Raw genomic sequence first — 21,860 nt, 5'->3', positions numbered from 1 at the left:
CAGGAGCAGGGGCAGAGGCATGTCGTTCAGGGTCAAATACGTGTCGTGTGAAGTCAAGAAGGCCGCCGGGCGCGTTCCGCAGACTATGACCATGACGACTTCCGCAGGCTCGCAGCCGACCTCCGAGCGCCCGGCCGACGGGCGCCCGCTCCCCGAGCACCTCGACGTCGTGATCGTCGGCGCCGGCCTCTCCGGCGTCGGCGCGGCCTACCGGCTGCGGACCGAATGTCCCGGCCGGTCGTACGCGCTCCTGGAGGCCCGCGACTCCATGGGCGGGACCTGGGATCTCTTCCGGTACCCGGGCATCCGCTCGGACTCGGACATGTTCACCCTCGGCTACCCCTTCAAGCCGTGGCGGGACGCGAAGTCCATCGCCGACGGGCCCTCGATCCTGCGGTACATCAAGGAGACGGCGGCCGAGTCCGGCATCGACCGGCACATCCACTACCGCACGAAGGTGGTCTCGGCGGACTGGTCGACCGCGGACGCGCGGTGGACGCTGACCGTCGAGCGGCGGCCGGAGGGAGCGCCGGGAAAACCGGTACGTACCACTGTGACCTGCGACTTCCTGTACTCCTGTGCGGGGTACTACGACTACGAGCGGGGGCACGCGCCGGAGTTCCCCGGGATCGAGAGCTACACCGGGACCGTCGTGCATCCGCAGTTCTGGCCCGAGGACCTGGACTACGCGGGCAAGCGCGTCGTCGTCATCGGCAGCGGGGCCACCGCCGTCACGCTCGTGCCCGCGATGGCGGCGCGCGCCGACCGGGTCACGATGCTGCAGCGCACGCCGACGTGGATCAGCGCCGTACCGGGCCGGGACCGGATCGCCGACAAGCTGCGGAGCGCGCTGCCGGCGGGCGTGGCGCACCGGGCCGTCCGCACCAAGAACATCCTCTTCGGCATCGGCTTCTACCAGTTCTGCCGGCGCCGCCCGCAGGCCGCGCGGAAGCTGCTGACCGGCCTGAACAAGCGGGTCCTGAAGGACGAGCAGGCGGTGCGGGACCACTTCACGCCGTCGTACGACCCGTGGGACCAGCGGCTGTGCGCGGTGCCGGACGCCGATCTGTTCAAGGCGCTGCGGCAGGGGCGTGCCGAGGTCGTCACCGACCACATCGACAGCTTCGTTCCCGAGGGCATCCGGCTGAAGTCCGGGAAGGTGCTGGAGGCGGACGTGGTCGTCACCGCCACCGGGCTGCAGCTGCTCGCCTTCGGGGGCATCGCGCCGCGCGTCGACGGGCGGCCGGTCGAGCTGTCGCGGCAGTTCGTGTGGCGCGGCGCGATGATGACCGGCGTGCCCAACTTCGCCGTCTGCATCGGCTACACCAATGCCTCCTGGACGCTCCGCGCCGACCTCACCTCACGGCTGGTGTGCAAGGTGCTGAACTTCATGGACCGGAACGATTACGCGGCGGTGGTGCCGGAGCCCGGGCGCCCGCTCGCCGAACGGCCGCTCCTCGACCTGGCCGCCGGGTACGTCAAGCGCTCCATCGACGCCTTCCCGCGCCAGGGCGACCGCGGGCCGTGGAAGGTGCGCCAGAACTACGTGCTCGACGCCGCCACGACGATGCGCACCAACCTCCGGCGCTCGCTGAAGCCCACGCCCCGCGCGGCGGTGCGCGGCGGGGAGCCGGCGGCGGACCGCGGGCCGGGTAAGGCGCCCGGCCGGGCGCAGGCGTCCGCGCGGGCGGAGGCCGCCAAGTGACCGCCGCCGACGCGACATACGTAGAGGTCGGCGGGCACCCCGTCCGGGTACGGGTCAGCGGCCCGGCCGACGGCCCGCCGGTCGTACTGCTGCACGGCATCGCCCGCAGCCTGGAGGACTGGCAGCTCACCCACGACCTGCTCGCCGCGCGCGGCTACCGGGTCCTCAGCACCGACCTGCCCGGCTTCGGGCTGACCCGCCGCATGCCGGGCCGCGCCGGGCTCGCCGCCTTCGCGCGGGCCGTGGTCGGGGTGCTGGACACGCTGGGCGAGCGGCGGCCCGTCCACCTGATGGGCAACTCCCTCGGCGGCGCGGTCGCCATGACCGTCGCCGCCGAGCACCCCGGCCGGGTGGCCACCCTCCTGCTCGCCAACAGCGCCGGCTTCGGACGCGAGGCCAACCTCTCGCTGGGCTCGATGGGGTACGCGGTGCTGGCCGCGCTGCCCGGGATCGGCAAGCGGTTCCGGGGGCGGGCGAGGGCGGCCGGTGTCCAGGTCAACCGGGACCTCTTCCACGACCCGCGGCACGCCACCGAGGAGATGATCCGGCACGCGGGAAAGGTCGGCGGGCAGCCGGACTTCCGGGGCACGTTCCTCGCCACGCTGCTGAGCCTGGGCGTGCCGGCCCTCGGGACGTACCCCGGCTGGCGCCGCGCCCTGCTGGCACGGACGGCGGCGGCCCGGGTGCCCACGCTGATCGTCTGGGGCGACGCGGACAAGGTGCTGCCGGTCAAGCACTTCCACGCCGCGGTGGCCGCGCTGCCGCACGCCCGCAGCCATCTTTTCCCGGCCACGGGGCACATGCCCCAGATCGAACGGGCGGCGGACTTCGCCGCGCTGGCGGCGGGGTTCCTGGACTCCGCGGCGGGCCGCGCGAAGGATGGCGCCGAGGACGCCGCCGGCGCCGACACCGGGGCCGCACCCGTGGCGGGGGCGCCGGACGAGGCCCGGTGAGAGGTACGGCGAAGGGATGACGTGACGGATGGCGGGGACGCGGCGGACGGTCTCGGAGGCACCGGCCCCGGAGGCCGCACCGGTCCCCGCCCCGCTGCGCGCCCGGTACGCGGTCACCCGCTCCGTGGTGGCCGGCCGCCCGGTCCTGCGGCTCACCCCGCGCCGTGGGGCCACCGGCCGGCACCTGCTCTACACGCACGGCGGCGCGTACGCCTTCCCGCTGCAGGAGCCCCACTGGTGGCTCCTCCAGCACGCCGCCAAGGACACCGGCGTCACCCTCACAGTCCCGCTCTACCGGCTCGCGCCCGAGGGTGACGCGAGGCAGGCGTACGCCCTGCTGCGCGAGGTCTACGAGGGCCTGTGCGCCGAGGCGGGGCCCGGCGCCGTCACGCTCGGCGGCGACTCGGCCGGCGGCGGGCTCGCGCTCGGCCAGGCCCTCGCGTACCGGGACACGGGCGCCGGCCGGCCCCGCCAGGTGCTGCTCTTCTCGCCGTGGCTGGACCTCACCATGTCGCACCCCGCGCTGCCCTCCCTCGAACCGTTCGACCCGCTGCTGCGCACCGAGGACCTGATCGAGGCGGGGCGGCTGTGGGCGAACGGCACCGATCCGCGCGACCCGCTGCTCAGCCCGCAGTTCGCCGACGTGACCGGGCTGCCTCCGGTGCACGTCTTCCAGGGCGGCCGGGACCTCTTCGCCGCCGACGCGCGGCTGCTGGCCGAGCGGCTGGAAGCGGCCGGGAACGGCGGAACGTTCACCTTCGAGCCGGAGGGCGAGCATGTGTATGTGAGCGCCGTGTGGACGCGCGCGTCGCGCCGCTCGCTCGCGACGGTACGAGGACTGCTGCGGGACGGCCCGACGCGTGCCTGACGTACGGTCAACTCGGCATGGATGCTCTCTGGATGCTCGTGTATTGATACGAGGAATCGACCGAGCCCGTCGGCGGAACTGACAGACAGTCAGTTGGCCGGAAGTCGCCTCTCGGGGGCGAGTGTTACCCGCGGTACAACGGCGGAATGAGTTTTCCGAAACTGACGCGCAGAACAGTTCTGGCAGGTCTGGGAAGCGTGCCGCTGGCCGCGGGCATCGCCGGCGCGGAGCCACGCCCGGAGGCACCGCCGAGACCCGGCGACGGCGGGCGCGGCACCCTCCTGCGCGGCGCCGACCTCGTCCTCACCATGGACCCGGACGTGGGGGACGGCGAGCTGGGCGCCCTGGAGAACGCGGATGTGCTGATGCGCGGGGGCCGGCTGGCCGCGGTGGGTCACGGCCTCACGGCGCCGGCTGGCGCCCGGGTGATCGACGCGCGCGGCAGGCTCGTCCTGCCCGGCTTCGTCGACCTGCACAACCACCTGTGGCAGTCCAGCATCCGCGGCGGCTGCGCCGACCAGGACCTGAACGGCTGGCTGGCCGCCTGCAACCGGTCGATCCTCCCGAAGATCGACCCAGCGGACATGTACCGCTTCGTCCACCTCGCCGCCCTGGACGCCCTCCAGGCCGGCGTCACCACCGTCGTCGACTGGGTGCACGCCATCCCGTACGACACCAGCGAGCAGTACGTACGGGCGCTGGACGACACCGGTCTGCGCTTCGTGTACGCGATGACCCAGAACGCCGGCACGATCGACCTGATCCCCCGGGTGAAGAAGGAGCTGCTGGACCCGCTGCCGCTGGCCTCCGCGCAGGTCTCGGTGCACGCCGGCATGCGGGCCGTACCGGAGCTGCGCCGCTTCCGGGAGGTCGCCGACGACCTCGGCACCATGCTCAACTCCCATGTCCTGGAACACCGCGACGACCGAGCCGACGACCCGATCCGCTCGCTCCGCGCGGCCGGTGCCTTCGGCCCCCGGCTGCTGATGAACCACGCGATCCACCTCACGGACGAGGAGATCGCGCTCACCGCCGACCACGACGTACGGGTGGCGCACTGCCCGCTCAGCAACATGCGGCTGGCCTCCGGCATCATGCCGCTGCCCGCGATGCACCGGCGCGGCATCCGGGCGGGCCTCGGCCACGACGGCGGGACCAACGACACCTCCGACATGTTCCACGTCATGAAGGCCGCGGTCGGGCTGCAGCGGGCCCGGCACGAGGACGCCGAGATCCACCCCACGATCCCGGCCGTGCTGCGGATGGCGACGCTGGGCGGCGCCGAGTGCATCGGGATGGCCGACACGGTCGGCTCGCTGACGCCCGGCAAGCGCGCCGACGTCCTCGTCCTCGACCCCGGCACCCTCAACTTCGCGCCCCGCTTCGACTGGGTCAGCCAGATCGTCCTCAACGGCCAGCCGCCGAACGTCTCGTACGTCTTCGTCGACGGGCAGCCGCGCAAGGCGCGCGGGCAGCTGGTCGGCATCGACGAGGAAGCGGTCGTACGGGAGGCGGAGCGGGCGGCGGGGCACGTGCGGGACGCGCGCGCCGGAACCGCCGTATAGGGCAGCGCCGCACGCCTCAGTCCGGCGACCGCTCCGGTCCGTGCCGCCGCTCGAACCGGGTGCGAGCGGCATCGTGAGCGCCGCGCAGGAGGTGCACGACCGTGTCCGTCGTCTTCCCGCCGGGATTGACGACGGACACCCAGCCGAACGCGCCGTACACCGGATGAGGCAGCACGCTGTCGGCGGCCGTGTGGTCGCGGGGACCGCCGCCGCCCGGCTCCTCCCCGGTGAGCTGCCGGAACGCCGCACGGCCGACGTGCACGTTCACCCGCCAGCGGCCCGGAGGATCGAGGTCGGAAGCCTCGTCGCCGGGGTAGTTCTTCGTGATGATCGTCCCGTACGGCTGAACATTCCGGGGCACGCCGCCGTCGGGGGCGTAGTAGAAGAACGCGTCTCCCCAAGCGAGCTCGGGAAAGTCGCCGCCCGGCGCCGGGAGAACCACGAGCGCGCCGTCCAGAGCCCGCACGGCCGCGATGATCTGCTCCATACTCATGGTTCAAGCATCAGCTTCAAGTGCTTATGTGGGGTCGGCATGACGGACGAGCCGGCGGACGGTCCGCTCCGGACGGCCGATGTCGCCAGGGAGACGGGGTACTCGGTACAGCAGGTGCGCGACCTGGAGCGGCTGGGGGTCCTTCCCCCGGCTCCCCGCTCGGCCAACGGCTACCGCTCGTACGCGCCGGTCCACGTGCACGCCCTGCGGGCGTATCGCGGACTCGCGGGTGCCGTCGGGCCGGTCGCGGCCCGGCAGCTGCTCTCGGAGCTGCGCACCGCGACGCTCGCGGAGGCGGCCTCGGCGGTCAGTGCGGTCCATGTCCGGCTCGCGCGGGAGCGCGACGAGGCGCTGCGCGCTCAGCAAGCGCTGCGTGCGATCAGTACCGAGGCGGACATGCCCGGGGACGACCGGGAGGCCGACGCGATGACGATCACGGAGCTCGCCGCGGCGCTCGGAGTGCGCCCTTCGACCCTGCGCTTCTGGGAGCAGGAAGGGCTCATCAGCCCCGAGCGGGTGACGTCGCTGCGCGCACGTCGCTACGGTCCTCAGGTCATCGGGGCGGCCCGCATCGTCGCGGCCCTCCGCAGCAGTGGTCACGGCATCCCGGCAGTGCGCGAGATCATGGGCGCCCTGCACCGGCTCGACGGCCCGGAGGAGACTCAACGCCTCCTGCGGCAGCGGCTCGACCGGATCGCCGCACGTACCGTGGCGCTGCTCCGTGCGGGCGCGGACCTGGCGGCCGTCGTCACGTCAGCGGAGGGGACGACGGCCACCCAGGAGGCCCGGCGGCGTTCCTGAAAGCGCTCAGCGGGGGAAGACCTCGAAGGTGACGGCCGGGCGGTCGCCCGCCGCCCCGAGCATCTGCTCGATGAAGTCACGGGCGTAGGACTCCGGGTCCTCGGCGCCGCTGCTGAGGCCTTCGATGTACGCGCGGTGCTCGGCGAGCGAGGCGATGGCGCGCTCGATGCCGGGGCCGACCTCGACGGCGTGCGTGGGGTGCGGCGAGCCCGCTACCGCCACCCGGCGCACGCCGTTCCAGGGCGCGAGCCCGTGCTCCTCGAACAGTTCGGGGAAGATCCAGCGGTTGCCCGCGTCGCCCGGCGCGTCCAGGACGGCACGCCCGACCACCCGGTGGTCGGGCGTGTTCCAGTGCACCCCGCCCCAGGTGTCGTGGTGGTTGATGGTGAGCAGCAGCTCCGGGCGGTGCCGGCGGATCGCCGCCGCCAGGTCGCGGCGGAGCGGCAGCCCGGCCTCGATGACGCCGTCGGGGTGGTGCAGGAACTCCACGTTCTGTACGCCGACCGCCGCCGCGCTCGCCCGCTGCTCGGCCTCGCGTACCACCGCGCACTCGTCCGGGCCGATCCCGTCGATGCCCGCCTCACCATGGGTGACCAGCAGGTACGTGACCTCGCGGCCGGCATCCGTCCACTCGGCGACCGCAGCGGCCGCGCCGTATTCGAGGTCGTCGGGGTGGGCGACGATCGCCAGGGCACGCTCCCAGTCGTCGGGCAGCGGGGTGAGGCCGACCGGTCCGGAGGAGGTGGGCTCGGGTGCGGGCACGGGGGGCTCCTTTCCCGGACGGCGCACGCGTGCGCCGACTCCCTGAACGGCGTGCCGACGGCGGCGTACGCCTCCGCCGATCCTCCCACGGGCCCCGGAGAGATGGCCGGAAACCGACCCGTGCGGCACGGCCGGTCCTCGCCGGTCGGGAGACGGGCACAGGAGGGCCGGATGGTGCGGATGCGGCTGCACTTGCGAGGGGATGTGCGGATGCATATGCCTATGTGAGGCGAGGGGCGACGTCGGTGACGCGAGGGACGCGCCGGTTTCGCGGGCTCATGAAGGGTTCGGCGCTCGGCAGAGGCGCGTGCCGGGGTGTGTGGGAGCCCGCTCGTATGCCTGCTGAGCTGCGTTTCATCACATCGGGTGAATAAGTGGCCCAGGCTTGCGGGTGGCAACGGTGGGTTGCCACGCTGTTGCTGACTGTCAAGCCCTTGGGAGGGCATGTGCCTTTCGGTGAGCAGCCCGCGTACCTTCGCGTCGCCGGTGACCTGCGTCAGAAGATCGTCGACGGCGTGCTGCCGCCGCACACCCGCCTCCCCTCACAGGCCCGCATCCGCGAGGAGTACGGCGTTTCGGACACCGTCGCGCTGGAAGCACGCAAGGTGCTGATGGCCGAAGGGCTGGTGGAGGGCCGCTCGGGATCGGGCACCTACGTCCGGGAGCGCCCCGCCCAGCGCCGCGTCGCCCGCGCCGGCTACCGCACCGGGGCCGGCGCGACGCCGTTCCGCCAGGAGCAGTCGGACGAGAAGGTCAAGGGCACCTGGGAGTCCAGCAGCGAGCAGGACGAGGCGAGCGAGGCCGTCGCTGACCGGCTGCGCATCAGGCCGGGCGAGCGGGTCATGCGCACCCACTACCTCTTCCGCACCGAGGGCGAGCCGGCGATGCTCTCCACCTCCTGGGAGCCGCTGGAGGTGACCGGGCGCACCCCCGTGATGCTGCCCGAGGAGGGGCCGCTGGCCGGGCGCGGCGTGGTCGAACGGATGGCCGCCATCGATCTGATCGTTGACAACGTCGTCGAGGAGGTCGGGGCGCGCCCGGGGCTGGCCGAGGAGGCCATGGCGCTGGGCGGGGTTCCCGGACACACGGTCCTGGTCGTCTCGCGGACGTACTACGCGGGCGGCCGCCCGGTGGAGACCGCCGACGTGGTCATGCTCGCCGACCGGCACCGGGTCGCGTACCACCTCCCGGTGAAGTGAGGGTGACGGCAGGCGTCGCAATGCGCCGCAATGCCCAACTTCCGCCGCCCACCGCCCGTACCGGCACGTAACCTCCCACTCCGACGGCCCTTTATGGGGTCATTTGTCCGTATTCGCCAGGTAGGGGGTGATGTTGAAAAACTCACACCCCCTCAGTGAGCAGGGGTATTTGACCCTTCCTTGGATTCCGATCTTCCGTTTCGCTTTTACGATGGCGAAGTTTGTGCACGGCCGTGGGGGAAGATCAGGAGACCAAGCACGTTGAGCACGCCGAAGACCTCGAGCGCGGAGCAGGGCTCCCACTCGAACTACCGCAGGTCCCTCGGGACCATCGCCCTGACGGCCACGGGACTTGGGTCGATCATCGGCTCCGGCTGGCTGTTCGGGGCCGAGCGGGCCGCCGCCATCGCCGGCCCCGCCGCCATCCTGGCCTGGGTCATCGGCGCGGTCGTCGCCCTCACCATCGCCCTCACCTACAGCGAGCTGGGCGCGATGTTCCCCAAGGCCGGCGGCATGGTCCGGTACGGCCAGTACTCGCACGGCTCGCTGGCCGGCTACCTGGCCGCCTGGGCCAACTGGATCGCGATCGTCTCCGTCATCCCCGGTGAGGCGACCGCTTCCGTCCAGTACATGAGCTCCTGGGACTTCGGCTGGGCGCAGGGCCTGTACGACGGCAAGGAGCTCACCGGCTCCGGCGTCGCGGTCGCCAGCGTGCTGCTGGTCTTCTACTTCTTCCTGAACTGGTTCGCGATCACGCTGTTTGCGAAGACCAACACCGCGATCACGGTCTTCAAGGTCGTCGTGCCGATCATGACCGCGGGCGCGCTCATGCTGGCGCACTTCGACACCAGCAACGTGAAGCAGTTCGGCGGCTTCGCCCCGAACGGCTGGAGCGCGGTCTTCACCGCCGTCGCCCTCTCCGGCATCGTCTGGGCCTACAACGGCTTCCAGTCCCCGCTGAACATGGCGGCCGAGGCGCGCAACCCGGGCAAGTCGCTGCCCAAGGCGGTCATCCTCTCCATCGTGATCGCGCTGGTCATCTACCTGGCGCTCCAGGTCGCCTTCCTGATGGGCGTACCGGCCCAGGATCTGACCAAGGCCGGCAGCTGGGCCGGGCTCGGCTTCAACTCCCCGCTCGCCGACCTCTCGCTCGCCTGGGGCCTGAACTGGCTGGCGATGCTGCTGTACGCGGACGCCTTCATCTCCCCGTCCGGCACCGGCATGATCTACGCCGCCACCACCTCGCGCATGATCCACGGCGTGCAGGAGAACGGCCACCTGCCCGGCATCTTCGGCAAGGTCGACAAGAAGACCGGTGTGCCGCGCCCGGCCCTTGTCCTCAACCTGGTCATCGCGTTCCTGTTCCTCGCGGTCTTCCGCGGCTGGGGCTCGCTCGCCGAGATCGTCTCCATCGCGACGGTCATCTCCTACGTCACCGGCCCCGTCGCCGTGATGTCGCTGCGCCGCCTCTCGCCCGGCCTGCGCCGCCCGGTGCAGCTGCGCGCCATGCCCGTCATCGCGCCGATCGCGATGGTCTTCGGCTCGCTGGTCCTGTACTGGGGCCGCTGGCCGCTCACCGGCAAGGTCATCCTGATCATGGCCGTCGGCCTGCCGGTCTGGGCCTGGTACGAGCTGCGCAAGCCGTGGGCCGAGCTGAAGCCGCACCTGAAGGCCGGCTCCTGGATGGTGGCGTACCTCCTGGTGATGGCCGCGGTGTCGTACTGCGGCGGCACGGAGTTCGGCGGCCGAGGCTTCCTCCCGCAGGGCGTGGACCTCGCTGTCGTCGTGGTGATCGCCCTGGCGTTCTACTACTGGGGCGTCCGCAGCTCCTGGCGCAACCCCTCGCTCGTCGCGGCCGAGGCCGAGGCCGAGGCGCTGGCCGCCGCCGAGCGGGAAGCGGACACCGACGGTGACGGCAAGGGCCGCGGCCCGGCCGAGAAGGTCGGCGCCGGCGCCTGATCCGCCGCCCGCACACCGCCCGGCCGCCCGGCACCTCCTCGGTGCCGGGCGGCCGTCGTTCGTGGGCCTTCCGGGCCGTCCATCCGTGGGGCGAGGGACGCCTGTTATCGCATGTGGACGGTGGCATGGCCGGTTCGGTGTCTCTTTGTGCAAAGGCGTATCCGTTGCGTGAAGGTCGGGCGTAGGCTCGGGCATATGCGGAATGGGTTTTCGGTGTTAGTGCAGGACGGGCGCGCTACCGCGCGCAGGACGGCGGACGGAGGAGCGCGATGACCGACAGTGGCGTCGTACTGCCGTGGCTGGTCATCCGCGAGGACGACAACGGCAACCGCTACCGCGTCGGCAGGTACGCCACTCGCGCGGAGGCGGAACAGGTCGCCGAGCGGCTCGACGACCGTGGACACCAGCGGCTCTACGTGGTCGAGCGGGTCGACCGCGCCACCGCCTGAGGCCGCCGGTACCGGGGAGGAAGGGGAGCGGGGCCGCATAAGCTGCGGCGCATGAGTGCGGTACGCGTAGTGGTGGGCGGAGCGGTGCTGGACCGGGGGCGGCTGCTGGCCGCGCGGCGGAGTGCGCCGACGGAGCTGGCCGGCCGCTGGGAGCTGCCCGGCGGCAAGGTCGAGGAGGGCGAGACGCCCGAGCAGGCGCTCGTGCGGGAGCTGCGCGAGGAGCTGGGCGTGGCGGTGGAGCCGCTGGCGCGCATTCCGGGGGAGTGGCCGCTGAAGCCCGGACTGGTGCTCCAGGTGTGGACCGTACGGCTGGTCTCCGGGACTCCGAGGCCCCTGCAGGACCACGATGTGCTGCGCTGGCTGGCGCCCGGTGAGGAGGGGGCGGTGGACTGGCTGGACCAGGACCGGCCGGCCGTGGCGGAGGCCGTGCGCAGGCTCACGAGCCAGGGGGCGCTCGACTGATCGGCTACGCCGTTCGCGCCACGATGCACCGCGATGACCCTCTTGGGGCGATAACCGAGCCCTGATATCGGGTATGTGCTGATTAACCCCCCTCAAAATGTACAAAACCGCCGGGGGAGCATCGGGCTGGGGAAGTGATCGGCGTGAGCGACAGCGCAGCGGCAGGGTCCCCGGGGTCGCCTGCGTCGCAGGCCCGCCGCCTCGGTACGGCCGCGGTCCCCCCGATCGCGGAGTGGAGCTTTCCCGCCGAGCCGGGCGTGGTCCGTACGGCCCGCGCCATGGTCCGCGAGACGCTGCACGACTGGGATCTGGAGCCGGCGGTGGACGTGGCCGTCCTCCTGGTCAGCGAGCTGGTGACGAACTCCCTGCGGTACGCCAGCGGGCCGATCGGCGTACGCATCGTCCGGCTGCGCGGGGGCGACCTCCTCGTGGAGGTGTCCGACCCGCTGCCCGACCCGCCCCGCGAGCGCACGGCGGCCCCCGACGACGAGGGTGGCCGGGGACTGCAGCTGGTGGCATGCAGCGCCCGTCGTTGGGGCACCCGACGGGGCAGGAGCGGTAAGACGGTGTGGTTCGAGCTCGCCGAGACCGGCTGAGGCACGCCGGACGGCCGCGCCCCCTGCGGACCGTGAGCAGAAATCACTGCTTCGTGCCTGGTGGGGAGGTTGGAGCGCACCGTGGCTGGTTATGAGTCAGGGTGGGTCACGATCGTTGCGAATTCATCGAGATCTTGTCGATGACCTGCGATCGAGACTGTGCTGTGATCGTGAAGACCGTGTTCCGGATAGCCGTGTTGCTGGATACTCGGCCTGTCCGGTCCGGGCACGATGAGCTGGAGGGGACGGGGCTCGTGAGCGAGATGTCAGCGGGTGAGGAACACCCTGCGATGAGGGATGGGTCGGGCCGTACGGCTGCACCGGACGGTCCGCCGGTCTGGCAGAGCAGCGCGCCCGGATCGATCTATGACTACATCCGTGTCGCCTCCTTCGCCCTCGGGCCCGACGGCCGCATCGAGCAGTGGAGCCGCCGCGCCGCCGACATGCTGGGTATCCCCGCCAAGGACGCCATCGGCCAGGACCCCGTGGAGGCCTTCGTCCCGCGCGAGCTGCGCGAGGCCGGCCACCGCACGGTCGGCGAGATCCTCGACGGCCGCGAGTGGACCGGCCTGGTGCCCTACCGCACGGGCCGGGACGCCCCCGTTGACGGCCTCGCCGAGATCTACGTCATGCCGTCCGAGACCGGCAGCGGCGAGCGGGCCGCGGTCTGTCTCGTCGTCGACGTGCGGGCGCTGCGCGGCATCGAGACCGACCTGGCCGCCGCGCAGGCGGTTTTCGGACAGTCCCCCATAGGCTTCATGCTCTTCGGCACGGACCTGCGGCTGCGCCGGGTCAACGAACGCTTCGCCACCGTCTTCGGCGGCACGCCGAACAGCTTCTGCGGCGCGGCGCCCGAGGACTATCTCCCCCGTCCCGAGGCCGACCGGCTCAATGCCGCGCTGCGCAGGGTCCTGGAGACCGGTGAGCCGGTCGCCGAGATGCAGCTGGTCGGCACCCCGCACGGCGAGGAGGAGCGCCGCCGCTGGTCGGTGTCGCTGTACCGGCTGCACAGCGCCAGCGGCCGCCCCATCGGCGTCGCCGCGCTCGCCTCCGACGTCACCGGGCGCCGCCGCGCCGAGCGGGAGGCCGCCAACGCCCGCCGGAACCTGGCGCTGCTGAACGAGGCCGGGGCGCGGATAGGCAACTCCCTGGACCTGGAGACCACCGCGCGCACGCTCCTGGACGTCGCGGTACCGCAGTTCTGCGACCTGGCCTCGGTCGACCTCTACCGAGGGCTGCTGGCCGGGGACGAGGCGCCGCCCGGCATGACCGACGGCAGCGCCGAGCTGCGCCGGGTCGCCTTCGCCAGCGCCGTGTCCGACGGGCCGCTGCCCCAGGGCGGCAGCGGCGGCGGCGTGCCCGGCGGGGACGCGGCGGACGACGACGGCACGGTCGCGGTCGGCGCGGTGCACCGCTTCCCCTTCAATTCCCCCTGCGCGGGCGCGCTCCGCACGGCCCAGGCACAGATCATCCCGGGCCGGGAGACCGACGAGCGGCCCGAACTGGGCAGCGCGGTCGTGCACTCCACGCTCGCCGTGCCCATGGTCGCCCGGGACACCGTCGTCGGCCTGGTGCAGTTCTCCCGCACGAAGGGCAGCGAGTCCTTCGGTGAGCGGGACACGGCCCTCGCCGTGGAGCTGGCCGCGCGCGCCGCCGTCTGCATCGACAACGCCCGGCTTTACCGGCGCGAGCACGAGCGCGCGCTGATCCTCCAGCGCAGCCTGCTGCCGCCCGGCGACCCCGAGGCGGCGGGCCTGGACATCGCCTGCCGGTATCTGCCCGGTACGACCGCCACCGAGGTCGGCGGCGACTGGTTCGACGTGATCGAGCTGCCCGGCCACCGCACGGCGCTGGTCGTCGGCGACGTCATGGGCCGCGGTCTGCGCGCCGCGGTCGCCATGGGCGAACTCCGTACGGCGGTACGTACGTTGGCCCTGCTGGACCTGGAGCCCGCCGAGGTGCTCTCGGCGCTCGACGAGATCGCGCGCGGGCTCGGCGCCACGGGCAGCGGGGCGCGCTCGGGCCCGCGGGGACGCGGAGCAGAGGGCGACGCCGGGCCGGACGCGGGCACGAAGGCCGGCGCAGGGGCCGGTGCGCAGGCGGGCGCGGGTGCCCATGTGGGCTCCCGGCGCACCGACCGCGCCGCCGACCTCTCCGAGGTCTATCTCGCCACATGCGTGTACGCCGTCTACGACCCGGTCACCCGGCGCTGTACGTTCGCCAACGCCGGCCATCTGCCGCCCGTGCTGGTGGAGGAGGGCGAGGACGCCCTGCTCCTCGACGTACCGCCCGGCATGCCGCTGGGCGTCGGCGGCGAGCCCTTCGAGGAGACCGAGGTCGAGCTGCCGGACGGGGCGCTGCTGGCCCTGTACACCGACGGCCTGGTCGAGTCCCGGGACCATCCGCTCGACGAGGGGCTGCAGGCCTTCCGCGCGGCCCTGTCGGCGGCGGGACGGCCGCTGGAGGACGCCTGCGACCACGTGCTCTCCGCGCTGGACACCCGGCACGGCGAGGACGACATCGCCCTGCTGATGGCCCGGGTGCACGGCCTGCCCAAGGACGCGGTGGGCGACTGGAGCCTCGCGCCCGAGGCCCGCTCGGTCGCCCGCGCCCGCGAACTGGCCCGCGACCAGCTCACCGACTGGGGCCTGGAAGCGCTGGTCGACACGACGGAGCTGCTGGTCAGCGAGCTGGTCACCAATGCGCTGCGGCACGGCCACGGCGACATCCGGCTCCGCCTGCTGCTGGACCGCACCCTGGTCTGCGAGGTCTGGGACGCCGATCTCGCCCAGCCGCGGCGGCGCCGCGCGCGGGACACCGACGAGGGCGGCCGCGGCCTCCAGCTGGTCGGCCTCCTCAGCCGGGGCTGGGGCAGCCGCCGCACACCCCGCGGGAAGACCGTCTGGTTCGAGCTGGACCTGCCCGACGGCGACGCGAAGCCGGTGGACCCGGCGGACGCGCTGCTCAGCCTGTTCTGAGCAGCGCGCCCCGCCCGGGGGGTGTCACCCCGAGCGGCGCCGGCGGATCGTCTTCCCCAGCCAGACCAGGGGGTCGTACTTGCGGTCCACGGCCCGCTCCTTGAGGGGGATCAGCGCGTTGTCGGTGATCCGGATGTGCTCGGGGCAGACCTCGGTGCAGCACTTGGTGATGTTGCAGTAGCCCAGGCCGTGGGTCTCCTGCGCGGCCCGTTTGCGGTCCAGGCCCTCGCCGGCCGCGGCGTCCAGCGGGTGCATGTCCAGCTCGGCGACGCGCATCAGGAAGCGGGGACCGGCGAACGCCTCCTTGTTCTCCTCGTGGTCACGGACGACATGGCAGGTGTCCTGGCAGAGGAAGCACTCGATGCACTTGCGGAACTCCTGCGCGCGTCCCACGTCCTCCTGCTGCATCCGGTACTCGCCGGGTTTGAGGTCGGCGGGCGGCACGAACGCCGGCACCTCGCGGGCCTTGGTGTAGTTGAAGGAGACGTCCGTGACCAGGTCGCGGACGACGGGGAAGGCCCGCATGGGGGTGACGGTGACGGTCTCCGCGCGGTCGAAGACCGACATCCGCGTCATGCACATCAGCCGCGGCCGGCCGTTGATCTCCGCGCTGCACGAACCGCACTTGCCGGCCTTGCAGTTCCAGCGCACCGCCAGGTCCGGGGCCTGGGTCGCCTGCAGCCGGTGGATGATGTCCAGCACCACCTCGCCCTCGTTCACCGTGACGGTGAAGTCGCCGAGGCTGCCGCCCGTGGCGTCCCCCCGCCACACCCTGAAGTGCGCGTCGTACGAACTCACGAGCTCAGCTCCTCGTCCGTCAGGTACTTCGCCAGTTCGTCCCTCTCGAACAGCTCCACGAGGTCGCCCCGGATCGCCGGCATCTCCCGCCGCTCCAGCCGGATGTGCGCGAGCGCCGGGTCCTCGGGCAGCCCGGGCCGGCCGTCGGTCGTGGCCAGCCGGCACAGCAGGTTGACCCGGCGCCAGCGGCGGTCCATCTCGGGATGGTCGTCCCGGGTGTGGCCGCCCCGGCTCTCCTTGCGCTCCAGCGCGGCCCGCGCCACGCACTCGCTGACCAGCAGCATGTTCCGCAGGTCCAGGGAGAGGTGCCAGCCCGGGTTGTACTGCCGGTGGCCCTCGACCCCGGCCCGCCGGGCCCGTACCCGCAGGTCCGCCAGCTTCTCCAGCGCCTGCTCCATCTCCGGCTCCCGCCGGATGATGCCGACCAGGTCGTTCATCGCCTGCTGGAGTTCCTGGTGCAGGGTGTACGGGTTCTCCGGCGGGCCGCCGGCGGAGGGCGTGCCCGCGCCCTCCGCGCTGAACGGCCGCAGCGCCTCGGCCTCGGCGGCCCCGGTCTCCAGCGGGTCCACGGCGGGCCGCTCGCCGGCTGCCAGCGCCGCGGCGTACTCCGCCGCGTACATCCCGGCCCGCCGCCCGAAGACGAGCAGGTCGGAGAGGGAGTTGCCGCCGAGCCGGTTGGAGCCGTGCATGCCGCCGGCCACCTCGCCCGCGGCGAAGAGGCCGGGAACGCCGGTCGCCGCCGCGGTGTCCGGGTCGACGTCCACGCCGCCCATGACGTAGTGGCAGGTCGGCCCGACCTCCATCGCCTCCGCCGTGATGTCCACGTCCGCCAGCTCCTTGAACTGGTGGTGCATGGACGGCAGCCGGCGCCGGATCACGTCGGCGGGCATGCGGGTGGAGACGTCCAGGAAGACGCCGCCGTGCGGGGAGCCGCGGCCCGCCTTGACCTCGGCGTTGATGGCTCGCGCCACCTCGTCGCGGGGCAGCAGCTCGGGCGGGCGGCGGTTGCTGTCCGGGTCCTCGTACCAGCGGTCGCCCTCGTCCTCGGACTGTGCGTACTTCTCCTTGAAGACGTCCGGTACGTAGTCGAACATGAAGCGCTTGCCGTCGCTGTTGCGCAGCACCCCGCCGTCGCCGCGGACCGACTCGGTGACGAGGATGCCCTTCACCGACGGGGGCCAGACCATGCCGGTGGGGTGGAACTGCACGAACTCCATGTTGACCAGCGGTGCCCCGGCGAGCAGCGCCAGCGCGTGCCCGTCGCCGGTGTACTCCCAGGAGTTGGAGGTCACCTTGAAGGACTTGCCGATGCCGCCGGTGGCCAGCACCACGGCGGGGGCCTCCAGGATGAAGAACCGCCCGGACTCGCGTTCGTAGCAGAACGTTCCGGCGACCCGGTCGCCGTCCTTGAGCACCCGGGTGACCGTGCACTCCTGGAAGACCTTCAGCCGGGCGTCGTACGCGCCGTGGTCCCGCTCGTCCTCCTGCTGCAGCGAGACGATCTTCTGCTGCAGGGTGCGGATCAGCTCCAGCCCCGTACGGTCGCCGACGTGGGCGAGGCGCGGATACTCGTGCCCGCCGAAGTTGCGCTGCGAGATACGGCCGTCCGGGGTGCGGTCGAAGAGCGCGCCCCAGGTCTCCAGCTCCCAGACCCGGTCCGGGGCCTCCCGCGCGTGCAGCTCGGCCATCCGCCAGTGGTTCAGGAACTTGCCGCCGCGCATGGTGTCGCGGAAGTGGACCTTCCAGTTGTCGCCCTCGTTGACGTTGCCCATGCTGGCCGCGATGCCGCCCTCGGCCATGACCGTGTGGGCCTTGCCGAACAGGGACTTGCAGATGACGGCCGTCCGCATGCCCTGCTCGCGGGCCTCGATGGCGGCCCGCAGGCCGGCGCCGCCGGCGCCCACCACGACCACGTCCCAGGCCTGCCGTTCGACTTGCGTCATGAAAATGCGCACCCTTCCCGGAAAGGTCTAGAAGAACCGCGGATCGTCGAAGGCCCCGACGGACAGCAGATAGACGTAGAAGTCGGCGGCGGCCACGCTGATCAGCGAGGCCCAGGCCAGCACCGCGTGCCGGGCGTTCAGCCGGCTCACCCAGCCCCACATCCGGTACCGCACCGGATGCTTGGAGAAGTGCTTCAGGCGCCCGCCGACGATGTGCCGGCAGGAGTGGCAGGAGAGGGTGTACGCCCAGATCAGGGCGATGTTCACGAGGAAGATCAGGGAGCCGAGGCCCATGTGGCCCCAGGCGTAGCTCTCGTCGCGGAAGGCGAGCGCGGTGTCGTACGTCAGCACGCCCGCGACCAGCAGCGCCGCGTAGAAGAAGTACCGGTGGATGTTCTGCAGGATCAGCGGGAGACGGGTCTCGCCGCTGTACTTCTTGTGCGGCTCGGCGACCGCGCACGCCGGGGGCGAGGCCCAGAAGCCGCGGTAGTAGGCCTTGCGGTAGTAGTAGCAGGTCAGCCGGAAGCCCAGCGGGAAGATCAGGATCAGCAGCGCGGGGGACAGGCCCCACCAGCCCCCGAACAGCTCCCAGTTGGGTCCGCCGCGCATGGTCTCGCAGTTCTCCGCGAGGCAGGGGGAGTAGAACGGCGAGACGTAGGGCGCGTGGTAGTAGTCGGCGTTCGCGAACGCCCGCCAGGTCGAGTACACGATGAACGCGAGCAGCCCGGCGGCGGTGCCCGCCGGATAGAGCCACCAGCGCTCGGTGCGCAGGTGGCGGGCGGGGATGGCGGCACGAGCGGGACCGTGCACCCCGCTCGTGCCGGTGGTGGATGTGGGTTCGGTGCCTGTGGCCAACGTCGGTCTCCGTGAGCGGGGGGTGAGAACGGGGCGGGGGCGTCCGGACGCGAGCGGGGTGTGCCTACGGGGCCCGGCGGTCGCGTGCGCCCAGCCCCTCGTCCTCGGCGTCGGTCCACAGGGAGGCGTCGTACGGCGCGTCGGGGATGGTGACCATGTCGGACACCGCGCGCCCCGCGGTCGGCGCCGGCCGGTCGGGGGAGTCGGGAGCGGTCTGGGCGCGCAGCAGTTCGAGGCTTTCGCGCAGGTGCTCGGTGTCGCTGCGGACCCGGCGGATCTCCAGCCCGCCGCCGACCCGCTGCTCCAGGCGCCCGACCGAGCGGACCAGGTCCTCCAGGCTGCGCTGCACAGCCGTCAGATCATCGTGCAAGGACATGACGAGCCCTCACTTCCGAGGGTGCGGTCGGCAATCTCATGCGCCTGAGAGTGTCGCGCGTCACAGTCGCGGTTGGGAAGGGATAGGGCCGTATTCCGGGTCACGATGGCGCATAGGGGAGCACCGCCGGTCGGCCCGCGCCCCATTGGGCCGACCGGGTGGCCTTGGGAAGTACGGCCGCCGTGTCGCCGCCCCACGCCCCACGCCGTCGTTTTCAGTGGACGGGCCATAGGTGTGATGAGCCGCAAAGTCGGCCGAATGTGATCAGCGGCGGCGGCGCCGCGCGGGCGAGCCCGGAGGTAACAGAGATGACCGACGACGTCGGACCGCGCGGCATCCAGGGCGGCCGGGCGGCGGGCCGCGGGCGCCGCCGGGTGGCACTCCTCACGGCGGGCGCGCTGCTCCCGCTGCCCCTGATGACCGGCTGCAGTGGGGACGACGAGCCGGCCGCGGCCGGGGCCGGCAGCCAGGACATCGCCTCCGCCGCCGCGGCCACGCTGCGTGACGGCGGGACGGTCCGCTGGGCCGTGGACGAGCTGCCCGGTACCTTCAACGCCTTCCAGGCCGACGCCGGGCAGAGCACCGACACCGTGGCGGGCGCCGTCCTCCCCGCGCTGTTCACCGTGGACGCCAACGGCGCACCGCAGCGCAACCCCGACTACCTCCGGGCCGCCGAGGTCACCCGGCGTGAGCCGAAGCAGATCGTGAAATACACGCTCAACCCCGAGGCGCGGTGGAGCGACGGGCGGCGGATCTCCGCGGCCGACTTCGCCGCCCAGTGGAAGGCGCTGCGCGGCAAGAACGCCGCCTACTGGACCGCACGCAACGCCGGCTACGACCGGATCGAGAAAGTCAGGCCCGGAAAGTCCGGCGAGGTGGAGGTGACGTTCGCCCGGCCGTACGCCGACTGGCCGTCGCTCTTCACCCCGCTGTACCCGAAGAGCGTGATGGGCAGCCCGGCGGCGTTCAACGACGGAGCGCGTGCCAAGCTCGCGCTCTCCGCCGGACCGTTCCGGGTACGGACGAAGGACGGCCGGAAGGACACCCTCTCCCTCGTACGGAACACGAAGTGGTGGGGCGGCCGGGCCCGGCTGAAGAAGATCGTGCTCACCGAGGTGCCCCCGGCGAAGCGGGCGAAGGCGCTGGCCGAGGGCCGGATCGACGTCGCGGACGTCGACCGCGGCACCGCCAAGGAGATCACCACGGCGCGCGGCACGAACCAGCAGGCCGCCGTCGGGGACGACGCCCCGCGCGGCGCCGTCTCCTCCGACGCGCTGCGCCACCAGGCACAGGCCCGCGGCAGCGAGTCCGAGCGCGCGGCGGAGCGGGAGCGCCGCAAGGAGGCGGCCGCCGCCGCTGCCCGCCGCGCTCACCTGCGCGACTACACCGTCCACCGCGCCCTCTCGCCCTCCTTCACCCAGCTCGCCCTCAACGGCAGCACGGGGCCGCTCACCGACGAGCGGGTCCGCCGCGCCGTGGCCCGCGCCATCGACCGCACGGCGCTGGCGAAGGAGGTGCTGGGCCCGCTCCGGCTGCCCGCCGCGCCGGTCGGCAGCCACCTGCTGCTCGCCGGGCAGCCCGGGTACCGCGACAACAGCGGCGCGCTGGGCGGTCAGGACACCGACGCGGCCCAGGCCCTGCTGGCCGAAGCGGGCTGGCGGATGCCGGAGGCGGGCGGCGAGGAGAAGACCGACGCGCAGCCCGGCGAGCGGGAGGCGGGCCGGGGCCGGGCCGACGCGGACACCGGCCGGTCCGACGGCGAGAACGGGCAGCCGGGCCCGCAGAACGGGGCCGGCCGGCCGCACGGCGGCCCCGGCCGCGGCCCCGACCGGTCCGCAGCGACGGCCCCCGTCACGCTCACCACGCTGACCGGCGCCGGCTCGGCGGGCGTCCAGCGGGCCGCCCTGCTGCGGCAGAGCGCGGCGCTGTACGACAAAGCGGCGCGCGCGGAGCGGCGGCGGGCCCTGGGCGACCGCGGTTCGGCCGCGTACGCCGCGTACGAGCGGGCGAGCGGCCGCGCCGCGGACGCCTGGGACGAGGCCGACGTCCTGGCGGAGGCCGCCCGGCAGCAGACCACCGCGCTCGCGGCGGGCTGGGACGACACCAAGCCCGGGGCCGGCGGGGACGTCGCCGGCACCGGCCCGGCCGGTCCCCTCAGCGCCGTCCAGGCCCGCGAGGCCGCGGCCGCCGCCGAGCGGAACCGGCTCGCGGCGGACGCGGCGCGTACGGACCGTGAGCACGCCCAGGCCGCCGAGGACGAGAAGGCGCCCGCCGAGGAGCGGGCCGTCCGGGCCGGGATGGACGTCCCCGGCGCCGCGGACGCGCCCGCAGGGGACGCCGGGGACAAGGACGGCAAGGGGGCCGGGGACAAGGACGGCAAGGCCGCCGAGCACGGCCGGCAGGCGCGCGGCCACGACGACGCGGCGGCCGGCCGGAGCAGCGTTTTCGTGAAGAAGGACGGCCGGCCGCTGATGCTGCGCTTCGTCCTGCCCGACGGCCCCGGCACGGCCCAGCTGCGGACGGTCGCCGACCGGATCTCGGAAATGCTGCTGAAGATCGGCGTACGGACGACCGTCCAGAAGGTGGCCGACAAGAGCTACTTCCAGGACCACATCGCGTCCGGCGACTACGACCTGGCGCTCTACTCCTGGCCGGGCAGCGCCTACCCGGCCACCGACGCCCGGCCCATCTACGCCAAGCCCCGGCCCGCGGCGGACGGCTCGCTGACCGTCGAGCAGAACTACACCCGGGTCGGCACCGACCGGATCGACCAGCTCTTCGACCAGGCTTCCGCCGAGCTGGACCCCGAGGCGGCGCGGGATCTCGTCGCCCAGGCGGACCAGCGGATCTGGGCCGCCGCCGGGTCGGTCCCGCTGTACCGGCAGCCGCAGCTCGTCGCGGCCAGGTCCGATCTGGCCAATGTGGGCGCCTTTGGCTTCGCGACGCCCAGATACCAGGACATCGGCTACAAGAAGTAGCAGGTCAGCGCGGGTGCGAACGGGCTGGGGCGGCTGTTGCCGCGCCAGCCCCGTACCATGGGGTGAGGCCGTGGCGTGATGATGCCCGGCGGGCGCGCGTGCCGGACCGTACGCGCCGTC

At 72.9% G+C, this 21,860-nt stretch carries 18 protein-coding genes; 12 read left to right on the top strand and 6 right to left on the bottom strand.

The annotated features are described in order from the left end of the window. Positions 1–91 precede the first annotated feature (91 nt). From ACIGQF_RS32995 to ACIGQF_RS32980, 4 genes are all read left to right on the top strand, one after another. Entirely contained in the window at positions 92–1,705 is a 1,614-nt protein-coding gene (locus ACIGQF_RS32995; RefSeq protein WP_399718021.1) for a flavin-containing monooxygenase, read from the top strand. Continuing rightward, complete coding sequence (locus ACIGQF_RS32990) at positions 1,702–2,658, top strand: alpha/beta fold hydrolase (protein WP_399718018.1); 957 nt, start codon at positions 1,702–1,704, stop codon at positions 2,656–2,658. Before ACIGQF_RS32995 ends, ACIGQF_RS32990 begins: the two co-directional genes overlap by 4 nt. Before the next feature lie 28 nt (positions 2,659–2,686). Then, positions 2,687–3,526, top strand: coding sequence for an alpha/beta hydrolase fold domain-containing protein (locus ACIGQF_RS32985; protein WP_399718014.1), 840 nt, complete (start codon positions 2,687–2,689; stop codon positions 3,524–3,526). A gap of 146 nt (positions 3,527–3,672) precedes the next feature. Continuing rightward, a complete protein-coding gene (locus ACIGQF_RS32980; RefSeq protein ID WP_399718012.1) occupies positions 3,673–5,091 on the top strand; it encodes an amidohydrolase family protein in 1,419 nt (472 codons plus the stop codon). 16 nt (positions 5,092–5,107) lie between these two features. On the opposite strand, the gene ACIGQF_RS32975 is transcribed toward ACIGQF_RS32980, so the two are convergent. Beyond that, entirely contained in the window at positions 5,108–5,578 is a 471-nt protein-coding gene (locus ACIGQF_RS32975) for a DUF6194 family protein (RefSeq protein WP_399718059.1), read from the bottom strand. 45 nt (positions 5,579–5,623) lie between these two features. Between ACIGQF_RS32975 and ACIGQF_RS32970 the strand changes: the two genes are divergently transcribed. Then, positions 5,624–6,385 carry a MerR family transcriptional regulator gene (locus ACIGQF_RS32970; RefSeq protein ID WP_399718009.1) on the top strand — a complete coding sequence of 254 codons (762 nt, stop codon included), beginning with the start codon at positions 5,624–5,626 and terminating at the stop codon, positions 6,383–6,385. A 6-nt stretch (positions 6,386–6,391) separates the two neighbouring features. Here ACIGQF_RS32970 and ACIGQF_RS32965 read toward each other — a convergent pair whose 3' ends face one another. Beyond that, on the bottom strand, positions 6,392–7,147 hold the full coding sequence (locus tag ACIGQF_RS32965; protein WP_399718006.1) for a PIG-L deacetylase family protein: 756 nt from the start codon (positions 7,145–7,147) through the stop codon (positions 6,392–6,394). Positions 7,148–7,593: 446 nt separating this feature from the next. Between ACIGQF_RS32965 and ACIGQF_RS32960 the strand changes: the two genes are divergently transcribed. The 6 genes from ACIGQF_RS32960 to ACIGQF_RS32935 all read left to right on the top strand — a co-directional run bounded on the left by ACIGQF_RS32960 (position 7,594) and on the right by ACIGQF_RS32935 (position 14,790). After that, on the top strand, positions 7,594–8,346 hold the full coding sequence (locus ACIGQF_RS32960) for a GntR family transcriptional regulator (protein WP_361563660.1): 753 nt from the start codon (positions 7,594–7,596) through the stop codon (positions 8,344–8,346). 261 nt (positions 8,347–8,607) lie between these two features. Further along, complete coding sequence (locus tag ACIGQF_RS32955; protein ID WP_399718002.1) at positions 8,608–10,305, top strand: APC family permease; 1,698 nt, start codon at positions 8,608–8,610, stop codon at positions 10,303–10,305. Between the two features lie 269 nt (positions 10,306–10,574). Then, positions 10,575–10,754 (top strand): SPOR domain-containing protein, encoded by a 180-nt coding sequence (locus tag ACIGQF_RS32950; protein ID WP_361563665.1) that lies wholly within the window; start codon positions 10,575–10,577, stop codon positions 10,752–10,754. Between the two features lie 51 nt (positions 10,755–10,805). Then, complete coding sequence (locus tag ACIGQF_RS32945; protein ID WP_399717998.1) at positions 10,806–11,216, top strand: (deoxy)nucleoside triphosphate pyrophosphohydrolase; 411 nt, start codon at positions 10,806–10,808, stop codon at positions 11,214–11,216. 224 nt (positions 11,217–11,440) lie between these two features. Next, positions 11,441–11,812: an ATP-binding protein gene (locus ACIGQF_RS32940; RefSeq protein ID WP_361564074.1), complete on the top strand. Its 372-nt coding sequence runs from the start codon at positions 11,441–11,443 to the stop codon at positions 11,810–11,812. A gap of 290 nt (positions 11,813–12,102) precedes the next feature. Further along, positions 12,103–14,790 carry a SpoIIE family protein phosphatase gene (locus ACIGQF_RS32935; protein ID WP_399717996.1) on the top strand — a complete coding sequence of 896 codons (2,688 nt, stop codon included), beginning with the start codon at positions 12,103–12,105 and terminating at the stop codon, positions 14,788–14,790. 24 nt (positions 14,791–14,814) lie between these two features. Here the strand turns inward: ACIGQF_RS32935 and ACIGQF_RS32930 are convergent, their stop codons facing one another. From ACIGQF_RS32930 to ACIGQF_RS32915, 4 genes are all read right to left on the bottom strand, one after another. Next, positions 14,815–15,588: a succinate dehydrogenase/fumarate reductase iron-sulfur subunit gene (locus ACIGQF_RS32930; RefSeq protein WP_399717993.1), complete on the bottom strand. Its 774-nt coding sequence runs from the start codon at positions 15,586–15,588 to the stop codon at positions 14,815–14,817. Next, positions 15,585–17,531, bottom strand: a complete 1,947-nt coding sequence (locus tag ACIGQF_RS32925) for a fumarate reductase/succinate dehydrogenase flavoprotein subunit (protein ID WP_399717990.1) — start codon at positions 17,529–17,531, stop codon at positions 15,585–15,587. The genes ACIGQF_RS32930 and ACIGQF_RS32925 overlap by 4 nt, the downstream gene beginning before the upstream one ends. Positions 17,532–17,558: 27 nt before the next feature. Then, on the bottom strand, positions 17,559–18,386 hold the full coding sequence (locus tag ACIGQF_RS32920; RefSeq protein ID WP_399717988.1) for a hypothetical protein: 828 nt from the start codon (positions 18,384–18,386) through the stop codon (positions 17,559–17,561). A gap of 64 nt (positions 18,387–18,450) precedes the next feature. Next, the gene (locus ACIGQF_RS32915; protein ID WP_399717985.1) at positions 18,451–18,762 is read right to left on the bottom strand and encodes a hypothetical protein; all 312 of its coding nucleotides are present in this window, start codon (positions 18,760–18,762) and stop codon (positions 18,451–18,453) included. A gap of 308 nt (positions 18,763–19,070) precedes the next feature. Here ACIGQF_RS32915 and ACIGQF_RS32910 point away from each other — a divergent pair, with 308 nt between their 5' ends. Next, positions 19,071–21,740: an ABC transporter substrate-binding protein gene (locus ACIGQF_RS32910; RefSeq protein WP_399717983.1), complete on the top strand. Its 2,670-nt coding sequence runs from the start codon at positions 19,071–19,073 to the stop codon at positions 21,738–21,740. Positions 21,741–21,860 lie beyond the last annotated feature (120 nt).

It is taken from the genome of Streptomyces sp. NPDC053560, assembly GCF_044544605.1.
Classification (GTDB): domain Bacteria; phylum Actinomycetota; class Actinomycetes; order Streptomycetales; family Streptomycetaceae; genus Streptomyces.
The sequence above is the reverse complement of the archived record's forward strand: the minus strand, read 5'-3'. Positions and strand labels throughout refer to the sequence as shown.

What these genes read in the sequence shown, in the direction of transcription:
- ACIGQF_RS32925 (WP_399717990.1), bottom strand. Translation starts at nt 17,531, where the DNA reads ATGACGCAAGTCGAACGGCAGGCCTGGGACGTGGTCGTGGTGGGCGCC.
- ACIGQF_RS32935 (WP_399717996.1), top strand. Translation starts at nt 12,103, where the DNA reads ATGAGGGATGGGTCGGGCCGTACGGCTGCACCGGACGGTCCGCCGGTC.
- ACIGQF_RS32985 (WP_399718014.1), top strand. Translation starts at nt 2,687, where the DNA reads ATGGCGGGGACGCGGCGGACGGTCTCGGAGGCACCGGCCCCGGAGGCC.
- ACIGQF_RS32945 (WP_399717998.1), top strand. Translation starts at nt 10,806, where the DNA reads ATGAGTGCGGTACGCGTAGTGGTGGGCGGAGCGGTGCTGGACCGGGGG.
- ACIGQF_RS32910 (WP_399717983.1), top strand. Translation starts at nt 19,071, where the DNA reads ATGACCGACGACGTCGGACCGCGCGGCATCCAGGGCGGCCGGGCGGCG.
- ACIGQF_RS32950 (WP_361563665.1), top strand. Translation starts at nt 10,575, where the DNA reads ATGACCGACAGTGGCGTCGTACTGCCGTGGCTGGTCATCCGCGAGGAC.
- ACIGQF_RS32975 (WP_399718059.1), bottom strand. Translation starts at nt 5,578, where the DNA reads ATGGAGCAGATCATCGCGGCCGTGCGGGCTCTGGACGGCGCGCTCGTG.
- ACIGQF_RS32995 (WP_399718021.1), top strand. Translation starts at nt 92, where the DNA reads ATGACGACTTCCGCAGGCTCGCAGCCGACCTCCGAGCGCCCGGCCGAC.
- ACIGQF_RS32980 (WP_399718012.1), top strand. Translation starts at nt 3,673, where the DNA reads ATGAGTTTTCCGAAACTGACGCGCAGAACAGTTCTGGCAGGTCTGGGA.
- ACIGQF_RS32915 (WP_399717985.1), bottom strand. Translation starts at nt 18,762, where the DNA reads ATGTCCTTGCACGATGATCTGACGGCTGTGCAGCGCAGCCTGGAGGAC.
- ACIGQF_RS32970 (WP_399718009.1), top strand. Translation starts at nt 5,624, where the DNA reads ATGACGGACGAGCCGGCGGACGGTCCGCTCCGGACGGCCGATGTCGCC.